Raw genomic sequence first — 11,293 nt, 5'->3', positions numbered from 1 at the left:
AGGACTCTAGGCGGTCAGGCGGGCAGCCAGCCGGGAAAAGTTCACGGCGGTGTCCGAGGCCATTCATGGTCAACGAAAGGAGTCCGACCCCCATTCCGGCCTCCTCAAGGCGCTTCATCCTCGGCGAGAAGCCCTCCGGGGAAACGGCGGTGGCCCTCGAAAACCGTCAGGATTTCGATCGTCTGCTCCCGGACGCGGTAGACGATCCGGTACGCCTTCCGGAAGACCTCGCGCACCTCGTCGCGCCGCAGCTCTGGAACGACGCGCCCGGCGAAGGGGGTGGCTTGCGCTGGCTCACTTGGGTTCGGGCTTCCGGTACCGCTTCTTCATTTCGGCCATGACGGCTTCATGTGAATGAACCCGTCCAGCCTCCGCGTCCTCGAGCCCCTCCTCAACGGCCGCGACGAAACGAGCCCTCTCCATCAAGCTGTCGAACGATTGGGGCGAGAGAAGGACGCCAGCGGGCTTGCCGTTCTGGGTGATGACCAGCGGCTGTCCGGACTCCCCGATGCGCCGCAACCACTCGGATGCCTGGGCCTTGAAGTCGCTGACCGGAACGATGTCATCGGACACACGAAGAGGACGCATGGATGAACCTCCTGATGGTCTAAAGGTTAGTCTGAATTCGGTCCGTTACCAGCTCCTCTAGAGGTCCAGAGCCCGTCTCTCCTCTTTCGGAGACCTACACCCCACAGGCCCCCACCTGCTCCCCCCGTCAACCGGGAGCACACCGGGTGTTCCAGTCTCACGCCAAACTCCCGGTTTTTGTTCACTTGACGTGCATAAGTGCACGCTCCCTGAACAGGCATGTAGCGTGGACGGCCGCCGACCGGATATACCGGTAGGCCTATGACCGGCGACAAGCTCGTCTATGCAGGAACCGTCGAGGCGCTTTTCCTCAAGGCACTCGAGAACCGTCTTACGCCCGCGTGCCGTCTGCGCCTGCGTGAGGCGGGGCTCGACCTCGAGCAGAAGCTAACCCCCACCTACACACTTGAGCAGTGGAAGCTGTTCCTCCGCATCGCTGCGGACCACATCTACGCGGGCATGCCCGTCGAGGCGGCGTACTACTCCCTCGGAGAGCGCTTCATTGATGGATATTTCTCCACCCTCTTCGGGAAGGCGCTGCTGGGCATGGCCCGGCTGCTCGGTCCCCGGAGGGCGCTGACGCAGGCCCGGCTCTGCTTCCGGACCAGCACCAATTGCAGCGAGGTGCGAATCGTGGAGCGAGGGCAGACCGAGGTGGAGTTCTGGCTGACGGACATCGGCGCGGATCAGCCGACGTTCGTGGCCGGTGCCCTGGCCCGGGCGGCCGAGCTGTCCGGCGGCCAGCGGGTCGTCGTCGTCCCCGAGGGTTTCGACGGCCAGTCGGCCACCTACCACGTGCGCTGGTCCGAGCAGGCCGATGCCGCGGTCTCGCCCGAGCTCGCCGCGCGCGGCTCCGCGGCGGGTGAAATCTCGACCCGGCCTCCGGCGTAGCAGGCAGCGAAGTCCTCCAGGGGCGGGTCACCTTCCGGTGGCTCGCCCCGAGGGTGCTCAGCCCACGCGCCACTGCGGATGGGCGAGCACCCGCGCTTCGAGGCCTCCGGCGTGAGGGGCTCCCCGTGGGGCGCGCGGGACGAGGAGCGGCGCCACCGCTCCAACCAGCGCTCTCCCAGCGGTAGAGCCAGGGACTCGCGGCGTGTGGCCCCCACCGTCGTCTCGCCCTTGGTTCCCGTGGACACGCCGGCCCCCACGTAGAAGCCCGCGAGCAGCAGCGTGACACGCGTGGGGGTGGCCGCGCTGTACGTCAGCAGCAGGGCCCCCTCCCCGTCCTCCCGGCAGCATGCCCTCACCTGGGACAGCACCCGGGCCGTCCACATCTCCGGGTTGGACGCCGGGGAGAACGGATCGAAGAACACCAGGTCCGCCCTCGGCAGCCCCGCGTCGAGGAGCCCCTGCGCGTCCCCCAGGTGCAGCCGCCAGCGCAGGCCCTCGGCCTCCCAGACGCCGTCACGCATGAGGGCCTCGGCCGCCTCGCGGAAGGGCTGCAGGAAGGGAAAGCCCGCCGCGTCCGCCAGCGCCAGCCGCAGCGGCGCCAGGTCCACCTCGAAGCTCACCAGTTCCAGGGCGCGCCGGCGCTCGGCGCCCAGCTCGCGCGCACAGGTGAGCGCCGCCACCGCGTTGGTGGCCGCCCCCAGGCCCACGTCGTGGATGACGAGCGGCTCGCCCGGGGTGCGCAGACGCTCGGCCAGCCGGGGCTGCTCCACATAGAGGCGCAGGGCCTCCTGCCACGGGCCCACCGAGGGGTGCATGACCTCCCCGTGCCCGAGGTGCCGCACCGCCCGCGAGCCGTTGCGCAACGTCACCAGCTCGAAGTCACCATCACGAGGATTCCCGGAGTCCACGCGCTCAGCCCACTTCCTTCAGGGTGACGGCGCCGGGGCCGGCCTCGAGCTTCGCCTCCTTGAGATCCTTGGGCGTGGCCACGGCCTGCTTCAGCTCGCGGTAGGCCTGGGCGTAGGAGCCCCGGACGATGGCGTCGCGCATCTTCCAGGTGAGCTGCTGGTAGTGGTGCACGTTGTGCACGGACAGCAGGCGCGAGCCGATGTGGTGCTTGCCGCTCATGAGGTGCTGCAGGTAGCCGCGGCTGAAGCGCTTGCAAACGTAGCAGTCGCACGTCGGGTCCAACGGCTCGTCCGACAGCCGGAACACCTGACGGGTAATCCGCACGAGGCCCTGGAAGGTATAGGCGTAGCCCTGCTGCGCCATCTTCGTGGGGATGATGCAGTCGAACATGTCCACGCCGCGCAGCACGGCCTCGAGCAGGTCCGTGGGGGTGCCCACGCCCATGAGGTAGCGGGGCTTGTCCTGGGGCAGCGAGGCGGCGGCGCGGGCCGTCATGGCCTTGCGCTCCTCGTTCGTCTCGCCCACGGCGAGGCCGCCGATGGCGAAGCCGTCGAAGGGGTGCTGGGTGAGGAAGGCGGCGCTCTCGTCGCGCAGGTTCGGGTAGACGCCGCCCTGGACGATGGCGAAGAGGGCCTGGCCGGTGTCCACCTGGTTCTTGGCCGCGAGGCTGCGCAGGGCCCAGCGGTGGGTGCGCTCCATGGCCTCGCGCGTGCCAGCCTCGTCCGTGCGCGAGTCGATGCACACGTCCAGCACCATCATGACCTCCGAGTTGATCGCCTGCTGCATGGCGATGCTGGACTCGGGGCTGAGGAGCTGGCGGCTGTTGTCGTGGAAGCTGCGGAAGTGCGCGCCCTTCTCGGTGATGAGCCGGTCCTCGGGGAGGGAGAAGATCTGGAACCCGCCCGAGTCGGTGAGCACCGCCCCATCCCACTGCATGAAGGGGTGGATGCCGCCGAAGCGCTTGAACACCTCGATGCCCGGCTTGAGCATCAGGTGGTACGTGTTGGACAGGATGATCTTCGCCCCGGCGGCCTTCACCTCCTCCATGCCCAGGTGGCGGAAGGAGGCGTGGGTGCCCACCGGCATGAAGACGGGGGTGGGGATGGAGCCACGCCGGGTATGCAGCACCCCGGCACGGGCCCCCGTGGGGTCAGTGGTGACGAGCTCGAAGCGGACGGCCATTGGCGCCGCCTTATACCCGTGACGGGCACGAGACATGCCCGCTATCTGCTCGACCGCCCTCCGGCCCTGCCTCCAAGCATCCAGGCGCCCCCTCCTGGGGCCCGGAGGCGGGGGTCCACCGGCTCAGGGCGCCTTGGGGGCGCGGAACTCGGGGATCAGCTCGCCCGTGAGGCGGAGGCTCTTCATGACCTTCTCGTGCGGCAGGGGGCCCACCTGGTGGAAGGACATGAGGGCGTCGATGCCCAACGCCTCGTAGCGCTTGAGCCGCGTGCGCACCTGGTCCTTCGTGCCGACGATCAGGGACTCCTGCTCGCCCAGCACCTCCCAGAGCTCCTGGTCCGGGACGGCCTCGCCCTGCATGATCCGGCCGATGACGCGTTGCGCCCGGGAGTGCGGGGCGTTCGGGTCCTTCTTGCGCAGATACTGGCCCGTCAGCCCGCCGCCGGCCGGGTCCTTCGCCAGCGCCTCGAAGCTCGGCGGCCGTCTTGATGAAGGCATCCTTCGCCTCGAAGAACGTGAAGGAGCCGTTGGTGTACCAGGCCGCCGCCTTCGCCGCGCCGTTCTCCATCGCCTCCCGCTCGCTGTCCGCGCAGTGGACGAAGGTGAAGAAGGCGACCTGGTCGTTCACGTACTCGCCGACCGGCTTGCAGTGCTTGCGGATGGCCTCGCGGTAGATGTGGATCATCTCCGCCACCTCCTCCAGGGAGGCCCACAGCGTCACGCCGAGGGCCCCCACGCCGTTGCGCCCGGCCTGCTCGAACGAGGCCGGACTGGAGCACGCCTGCCAGAGCGGCGGGTGCGGCTTGCGGTAGGGCTTCGGGACGACATTGAGGTTCTTGATCTGGAAGTCGCGGCTCTCCCAGGAGAAGGACTCCTGGGTCCACATCTTCGGGATCATCTCGAAGGCCTCCTGCATCTGCCCCCGGGTGGAGTCGGGGTGGATGTTGAAGGTGCGCCACTCGGGCAGGGTGCTCCGGGCGAGGCCGAGCTGGAAGCGGCCCCCGCTCAGGTGATCGATGAAGGCGGCGCGCTCGGCGACGCGGATGGGGTGGTTGAAGCGCGAGGGAGCCAGCACGGACGAGTGACCGACGTGCAGGTTCTTCGTGCTCATGGCGATCGCCGTCAGCATGCACTCGGGCGCCGAGCTGTAGCTGAACTCGCCCCCGCCGTGGTGCTCGACCTGCCACCACACGCCGTACCCCATCTCGTCGGCCAGCTTCGCCTGCTCCAGGGTCTCCTGGAACAGGCGGTGCTCATGGTCCGCACCGCTCCAGAGTTCCTTGGGGTGCTGCATCTCCGAGAAAACATCCAGTCTCATGTTCGTTCCCCTCTCATCAGGATTCCACACACGCCCACCGCCCGGCACCCCGGACGATGGATCAGAGGCGGGTGCCGCAGAACTTGCAGTGCACCGCGTCCACGTCATGGCCCTCGGCGCCACAGCCGGGGCAGGCCTCGGGGTTGATGATGTGCCGGGAGGCCGCCGCGAGCTCCACCGACACGATGCCCGTGGGGACCGCGAGGACGCCGTAGCCCATGATCATCAGCACCGACGCGATGAACTGCCCGGGGACCGTCTTGGGGGTGATGTCCCCGAAGCCCACCGTCGTCATGGTGACGATGGCCCAGTACATGCCGCGCGGGATGCTGTCGAAGCCATTGTCCTCGCCCTCCACCAGGTACATCACCGAGCCCATGATGACGACGGTGCTCAGCACCGCGCCGAGGAAGACGATGATCTTCGGCCGGCTCGCGCGCAGGGCGGTGAGGAGGACCTCGGCCTCTCCGAGGAAGCTCACCAGCTTGAGCACGCGGAAGACGCGCAACAGGCGCAGCACGCGGACCACCAGCAGCGACTGGGCCCCGGGCAGCAGCAGGCTCACGTAGCTGGGCAGGAGCGCCATCAGGTCCACCACGCCGTAGAAGCTCAGCGAGTAACGCAGGGGGCGGCTCACGGAGAAGAGCCGCAGCACGTATTCCAGCGAGAAGAGGACGGTGAAGACCCACTCCGATATGCGGATGACCTCGCCGTATCGCGCGCGGATGGGAGCCACGCTCTCCAACATCACCGCGAGGACGCTGAGGACGATGGCCCACAGCAGTGCCACGTCGAAAGCCTTCCCCGCCGGGGTGTCCGACTCGAAGATGATCTCATGGAGTCTGGCGCGAACTCCCGGGGGAGGACTCTGCTCGGAGGGGCGCTGCACGCCCCCAGTGTAGACGACGCGTGACCCGAGAGGGCGCTTCGTGTTCAGAGCGCCAGCAGGGTCTGCTCGATGGGGCGCTCCAGGCCCTCTCCGTAGTAGCGGACACGCAGGTTGCGGTCGGGGTCCCACCCGTCCTTCCCCGTCGGGCCCAGGTCCAGCACGGCGAAGTTCCTGCGGAAGAGCAGGCGCCCGTCCGGATTGCCCGGCAGCTCCAGCAGCCTCCCGCAGAAGAGGTCCTGGTACATGTCCACCGGATCCGAGCCGATGCCGAACTCCACCACCTTGCGGATGAGGCCGTTGGGAGGCTCGGAGCCGATGCCACTGGAGACCACCTGGGTGATCTCCGGCTGGTCGGAGTCGTTGCGCTTGTGGGAGGGCATCCGGGAGCGCAGCCGGGCCGTGGTGCCCACGTGCACGTCCCCGCCCACCAACGTCACCTCGGTCCCGGGCGAGCGCTTGCGGAAATCGAAGAGCCGGTTGAGCAGCTTGCGCAGCTCCTCGGCGTTGTGGGGCTCCATCCACGAGTCCCTCACGTCCCCGAGGAACGAGGTGAGCCCGAGCCGCTCCAGGATCTTGCTGGCCGCGGCCACCTTCGCATGCAGCGGGGGCACCCCCGTGACGACGAAGAGCCGCTCGAGCCCCGCGCCCAACTGGGCCTCCAGCCACGCATCGGTCTCGGCCCACTGCTTGCGGCCGATGATGGTCTGTTCCTTCCAGTTGCGGTGCGAGCGCCCATCGAGCACCAGCACCCCGAGGCCGTTGCTCACCCAGCCGAAGCCAAAGGAGTCGCTGAAACCCGGAGGGTTCAAGCGCGCCTGGAACTCCGAGAAGGCCGTCCGCGCGGCCTCGAAGAAGGCGCGGTCCGCCGGGCTCACCTCGTCGTGGGAGCCCCACCCGTCGAAGATGTCGTGGTCGTCCCACATCATCATCGAGGGCACCGAGCCGAGCACCGCGGCGATCTCCGGCCGCTGCCACGTCTCGCAATACAGGGCGCGGAAGGACTCGCGCAGCCGCTGCATCAGCTCCTCGTTCTGGGGCGTCAGGTAGTCGTCCAGGTTGCAGCGCTGCCACGCCTCGCGGATGTGGTCCGCGTAGATCTGATCGCCCAGGTGGATCAGCAGATCCACCTCCCCCGCCGCGACCACCTCGCCCAGCCGCTTCCACATGGCATGGCGCCGCGAGGGCTCGGTCACCGTGTGGCCGCCATTGCAGCTCACCAGGCCGATGCGCAGGGGCTGGCCGGGTGGAGGCAGCAGCCGGAAGCGGGAGAGCCCACCCGCGCACGCGAGCTCCTGGAGCGAGGGGAGTCCCTCCTCCGAGACCGAGACGGCCACCGCGTACTCGACCGTGGAGGACGCGGCGAGCCCCTCGAGCTCGAACGAGCCGTGGAGGAAGGAGGAGCCCTCGGGCCGGCACAGCCGCAGGGTGCGCTCCTGGAAGGCGCCCTCCCCCGCGCGGAAGGCGAGCCGGGCGTGGGATTGGCCATTCTTCGCGGTGATGGCGATGCGAGCCGTGGTGCTGGTGCAGCAGCCCACGGTGGTGATCAGCGGCCTCGACATAGCCCCATCATTCCACGACCCGGACCTCGCGCGCACGGTGGCCACCGGGCAGCCAGCCGGGCACGCCCCGGGCCTGGGCCGCACTCATCCAACGGGTGCACATCAACGAGAGCTGGCCGTCAGACCTCCCCTGTAATCCAGGAGTGACGTTCCCGAACTCCTGTCGCTTCCAGGGAAGAGGTAAGACATGCCTCCGCGATCCAGCACCCGGCCGCGCCGATCCCACCAGGGCCTGCGCCCCTGTCTTCATCTCGCAGGGGCATGGGTGGTGGTGCTGGCAGCGTTGATGCTCGCTCCCCGCCGGTTGTGCCTCGCAGAGGCCCATGCGGCCACCTCTGGGGGGCCTGATCTCCCACTCCAAGGACCGCCCGCTCACGCCCGCGTTCCTGGATGAAACGAGCGTCAGGGGCGAGGCGTGGCACGCCGGAGCGGCGCGGGAGGGGGAGCAGGCACCGTCAGGCCCCTCCACCGGTTTCGCGGCCATGCGGCAGGGGACCCTGAGGCTCATGGCCCATCCATCCGGCCATGCGGATGTCCCCGCGCCGAAGCCGGTGTTCCGGCCGGGCCCTCCACCGCCGGGCCTGGATGCGCCGGGCGAGCCCTCGTCTCCGCCCCGCGTCGCGCCGAGCACCCAGCCGCGGCCTCCCATCCAATCACCAACGCCGGGCACCACGCCCCTCCGGTCGCCACCCGTCACAGCGCCCCAGCCGCTCACACTCCCCATGCCCGTCTGGGCCCGGGTCGCCGCGCTCGTCCTGCTCCCAGGCACGGCCCATGCGCCCGGCCCCGTCCCGGAATGTGAAAGGGCCCGGTCGCACAAGAACGAACACCTGGCGGGACAGAGGCATCCGGTGACGGGGGTTCTCTTCAAGGAAAACGGCTACCCGGCCTTCGAACCCATCGTGGAAATCATCATCCCCGAGGAACTTCGCGGCCCCGAGGTGAGCGATGCCCGCCAGTTCGCGGACGCCTCACGCCAACTTCGGGAGAGGATGGAACGAAGGCCGATGCTGGAATCCAGCTTTTCTCCCGAACAACTCGAGGCCATCAAAAAGGGCTGGCCACGCATTCCGGGGCTGACCTGGCATCACCATGAGGACGGCAAGACGCTTCAACTTGTGGATCGTGACACACATGCCAGTACGGGCCATTCTGGAGGGCGAGAAACGTCCGGTGGGCGTCCCTGATAGGGAGAGGAAGAAACGTGCGTTGCACCATCTACAGCCCGGTCGTTGATCATCAGGCCATCGAGTCCGTGCGAGATGTGCTTCCCGGGTGGTTGCTGCACTGGGAGGGCGAACCCGAGCGGTGGAGTTCCATGAGCTTCAAGAGTGCCCAGGGAACGCTCACCTTCAATTCCCTGGAGTACACCGGACCGATGGATCCATTCAGTAAGATCATCCTCGGTACCAGCAGCCACTTCTGGAAACGTCAGGATCTTCCCGAATCGGTCATGGAGGATTTGCTGGATTTCGTGGCGAACACCAAATGGCTGATCGGCGTCGTGGGTACTTCCGAGGTCCTCTCCGAAGACGTTTTGCTGAAGGCTGCGCTGGAACTGGCGCGCCGTCTGAACGGAAGGGTCTTCAACGGCATGGAGCTCGTCTCCCCCAAGCCTTGAGTCCAGGAACGCTCCAGGACGGCGCCCTGTCACCTGGAGGCCGGGAACTCTCCAACGGGCATTCAGGAAAGAGAGGAATGGACGTGCGGTGCACCATCTACAGCCCGGCCGTTGATCATCAGGCCATCCAGTCCGTGCGGGATGTCCTTCCGGGATGGTTGATGCACTGGGAGGGCGAACCTGCGCAGTGGACTTCCGCGAGCTTCAAGAGTACCCAGGGAACGCTCACCTTCAATTCCCTGGAGTACACCGGACCGCTGGATCAGTTCAGCAGGCTCATCCTGGGTACCAGCGGTTACTTCTGGCGACGTGAGGACCTTCCTAAATCCACCAGGAAGGACCTGATTCACTTCGTGGGGGGAACCAGGTGGTTGGTCGGCGTCGTGGGAACCTCCGAGGTCCTCTCCGAGGAGGTCTTCCTGAAGGCCGCGATGGAGCTGGCGCGCCGCCTGAACGCAAGGGTCTTCGTCAACGGGACGGATCTCATCTCCCCTGAACCCCGGAGTTAGGCCCGCTCGGTTCCCCTGCTCCCCGCTCCCCAGGCGAGCCTCCAGGGGCCCGGCCGTTATCCTACATCGACGCTGCCCAGGCCCCGGTCCCCGCCCCTCCAACGGCATAGAAAGCCCACCAAGAGGGGTTACAAGGGGTCTTCACCGCCGGTCCCGGCGATTTCAACGTGTCGCGCGCCTTTCGGCCGCCTACCCCTTCCGCTAGAAAGCGCCCCCCATGTTCACCATCATCAACGTCTCCAAGGCCTACGGGCCCAAGAAGCTCTTCGAGGAGGTCAACGTCGCCTTCTCGCCCGGCCGCCGCTACGGCCTCACCGGCCCCAACGGGGCGGGCAAGTCCACGTTCATGAAGATCCTCGCCGGAGACGAGGAAGCGGACCTGGGGACCATCTCCCGGCCCAAGAAGCTGGGCATCCTCCGCCAGGACCACTTCCGCTACGAGGATGAGCGCGTCCTCGACGTCGTTCTCATGGGCAACAAGGCCCTCTGGGACGTCATGAAGGAGAAGGACACCATCCTCGCCAAGTCCGACATCAGCGAGGAGGACGGCAACCGCCTGGGCGAGCTGGAGATGGTCATCGCCGAGGAGGACGGCTACAGCGCCGAGTCCGAGGCGTCCTCGCTGCTCGAGGGCCTCGGCATCCCCTCGTCCACGCACGAGGGGCCCATGAAACAGCTCACCGGCGGCCTCAAGCTGCGCGTGCTGCTCGCCCAGGCGCTCTTCGGCAAGCCCCAGGGCCTGCTGCTCGACGAGCCCACCAACAACCTGGACATCGACTCCATCCGCTGGCTGGAGACGTTCCTCATGGCCTTCGAGGGCGTGCTCATCACCATCAGCCACGACCGGCACTTCCTCAACACCATCTGCACGCACATCGCGGACATCGATTACGAGACCATCATCCAGTACAACGGTGGCTACGATGACATGGTGAGGCAGAAGGCCCAGGTGCGCAGCCGGGTCGAGTCCGAGACCTCCGAGAAGAAGAAGAAGATCGCCCAGCTCCAGGACTTCGTCGCCCGCTTCCACGCCGGTACGCGCGCCTCCCAGGTGCAGAGCCGCATCAAGCAGATCGACAAGCTGAAGTCGGACGATCTCAAGCGCTCGAACATCGCGCGGCCCTTCATCCGCTTCGACGTGAAGCAGGTCAGCGGCAAGCAGACGCTCCAGTTCGAGGGCATCTCCAAGACCTACGACGGCCAGAAGGTCATCCGCCCCTTCAGCGGCCTGGTGTGCAAGGGCGAGAAGATCTGCGTCATCGGCCGCAACGGCGTGGGCAAGTCCACCCTGGTGAAGATGCTCGCCGGGCAGACCGAGTCGGACAGCGGGAAGATCGTCTGGGGCCACCAGGCCTCCATGGGCTACCTGCCGCAGGACCACCACGGCACCATCCGCAAGGGCACCACGGCCTTCGAGTGGCTGCGCGACATCAACACCAAGCTCACCAACGAGGAGATCTCCGGGGTGCTCGGCCGCATGCTCTTCGCGGGCGACGAGCGGATGAAGCCCACGGACACCCTGTCCGGTGGTGAGACGGTGCGCCTGCTGCTCTGCAAGCTGATGCTCAACCAGGACAACGTGCTGGTGTTCGACGAGCCCACCAACCACCTGGACCTGGAGTCCATCAGCGCGCTGGCCGACGGCCTCCAGAAGTACGAGGGCACCGCCATCATCGTGACGCACGACCAGGAGCTCATCTCCGAGGTGGCCACCCGCATCTGGAGCCTGGAGGAGGGCAAGCCGGTGAACGACTTCAACGGCACCTTCGCCGAGTTCCTCGAGAAGCACCCCGTCCACGCCGCCCAGCGTCGCTAGCCCAGGCGCCG

The 11,293-nt window shown here is 67.4% G+C and carries 10 protein-coding genes and 3 pseudogenes; 5 read left to right on the top strand and 8 right to left on the bottom strand.

All coding sequences use genetic code 11. The features are described 5' to 3' along the window. Positions 1-104 precede the first annotated feature (104 nt). Together ACN28I_RS01190 and ACN28I_RS01185 are read right to left on the bottom strand one after the other, a co-directional pair. A pseudogene (locus tag ACN28I_RS01190) lies at positions 105-272 on the bottom strand (type II toxin-antitoxin system RelE/ParE family toxin); the annotation flags it as partial. A 22-nt stretch (positions 273-294) separates the two neighbouring features. Beyond that, positions 295-573 (bottom strand): type II toxin-antitoxin system Phd/YefM family antitoxin, encoded by a 279-nt coding sequence (locus tag ACN28I_RS01185; protein ID WP_420940342.1) that lies wholly within the window; start codon positions 571-573, stop codon positions 295-297. Positions 574-849: 276 nt separating this feature from the next. On the opposite strand from ACN28I_RS01185, the gene ACN28I_RS01180 reads away from it, so the two are divergent. Beyond that, positions 850-1,479, top strand: a complete 630-nt coding sequence (locus tag ACN28I_RS01180) for a TIGR02265 family protein (RefSeq protein ID WP_420940341.1) — start codon at positions 850-852, stop codon at positions 1,477-1,479. A 57-nt stretch (positions 1,480-1,536) separates the two neighbouring features. Here the strand turns inward: ACN28I_RS01180 and ACN28I_RS01175 are convergent. From ACN28I_RS01175 to ACN28I_RS01150, 6 genes and pseudogenes are all read right to left on the bottom strand, one after another. Then, a pseudogene (locus ACN28I_RS01175) lies at positions 1,537-2,387 on the bottom strand (tRNA (5-methylaminomethyl-2-thiouridine)(34)-methyltransferase MnmD). A 4-nt stretch (positions 2,388-2,391) separates the two neighbouring features. Beyond that, positions 2,392-3,570: a tRNA guanosine(34) transglycosylase Tgt gene (gene tgt / locus ACN28I_RS01170; RefSeq protein ID WP_420940340.1), complete on the bottom strand. Its 1,179-nt coding sequence runs from the start codon at positions 3,568-3,570 to the stop codon at positions 2,392-2,394. 123 nt (positions 3,571-3,693) lie between these two features. Beyond that, positions 3,694-4,068 (bottom strand): hypothetical protein, encoded by a 375-nt coding sequence (locus ACN28I_RS01165; protein WP_420948866.1) that lies wholly within the window; start codon positions 4,066-4,068, stop codon positions 3,694-3,696. Positions 4,069-4,090: 22 nt separating this feature from the next. Continuing rightward, positions 4,091-4,864, bottom strand: a pseudogene (locus ACN28I_RS01160) (LLM class flavin-dependent oxidoreductase); the annotation flags it as partial. Between the two features lie 85 nt (positions 4,865-4,949). Continuing rightward, positions 4,950-5,777, bottom strand: coding sequence for an ion transporter (locus tag ACN28I_RS01155; RefSeq protein ID WP_420940339.1), 828 nt, complete (start codon positions 5,775-5,777; stop codon positions 4,950-4,952). A gap of 44 nt (positions 5,778-5,821) precedes the next feature. After that, the gene (locus tag ACN28I_RS01150; RefSeq protein ID WP_420940338.1) at positions 5,822-7,336 is read right to left on the bottom strand and encodes an alkaline phosphatase D family protein; all 1,515 of its coding nucleotides are present in this window, start codon (positions 7,334-7,336) and stop codon (positions 5,822-5,824) included. A gap of 851 nt (positions 7,337-8,187) precedes the next feature. Between ACN28I_RS01150 and ACN28I_RS01145 the strand changes: the two genes are divergently transcribed. From ACN28I_RS01145 to ACN28I_RS01130, 4 genes are all read left to right on the top strand, one after another. After that, entirely contained in the window at positions 8,188-8,523 is a 336-nt protein-coding gene (locus tag ACN28I_RS01145; protein WP_420940337.1) for an HNH endonuclease, read from the top strand. A 17-nt stretch (positions 8,524-8,540) separates the two neighbouring features. Then, entirely contained in the window at positions 8,541-8,957 is a 417-nt protein-coding gene (locus tag ACN28I_RS01140) for a hypothetical protein (RefSeq protein ID WP_420940336.1), read from the top strand. Between the two features lie 77 nt (positions 8,958-9,034). Beyond that, complete coding sequence (locus ACN28I_RS01135) at positions 9,035-9,466, top strand: hypothetical protein (protein WP_420940335.1); 432 nt, start codon at positions 9,035-9,037, stop codon at positions 9,464-9,466. A gap of 217 nt (positions 9,467-9,683) precedes the next feature. Further along, the gene (locus ACN28I_RS01130; protein WP_420940334.1) at positions 9,684-11,282 is read left to right on the top strand and encodes an ABC-F family ATP-binding cassette domain-containing protein; all 1,599 of its coding nucleotides are present in this window, start codon (positions 9,684-9,686) and stop codon (positions 11,280-11,282) included. Positions 11,283-11,293: the final 11 nt, after the last annotated feature.

This window comes from Archangium gephyra (genome assembly GCF_049060025.1).
Classification (GTDB): domain Bacteria; phylum Myxococcota; class Myxococcia; order Myxococcales; family Myxococcaceae; genus Archangium; species Archangium gephyra_A.
The sequence above is the reverse complement of the archived record's forward strand: the minus strand, read 5'-3'. Positions and strand labels throughout refer to the sequence as shown.

Coding starts and splice junctions, on each gene's coding strand:
- ACN28I_RS01180 (WP_420940341.1), top strand. CDS start 850: ATGACCGGCGACAAGCTCGTCTATGCAGGAACCGTCGAGGCGCTTTTC.
- ACN28I_RS01135 (WP_420940335.1), top strand. CDS start 9,035: ATGGACGTGCGGTGCACCATCTACAGCCCGGCCGTTGATCATCAGGCC.
- ACN28I_RS01150 (WP_420940338.1), bottom strand. CDS start 7,336: ATGTCGAGGCCGCTGATCACCACCGTGGGCTGCTGCACCAGCACCACG.
- ACN28I_RS01165 (WP_420948866.1), bottom strand. CDS start 4,068: ATGCCTTCATCAAGACGGCCGCCGAGCTTCGAGGCGCTGGCGAAGGAC.
- tgt (WP_420940340.1), bottom strand. CDS start 3,570: ATGGCCGTCCGCTTCGAGCTCGTCACCACTGACCCCACGGGGGCCCGT.
- ACN28I_RS01130 (WP_420940334.1), top strand. CDS start 9,684: ATGTTCACCATCATCAACGTCTCCAAGGCCTACGGGCCCAAGAAGCTC.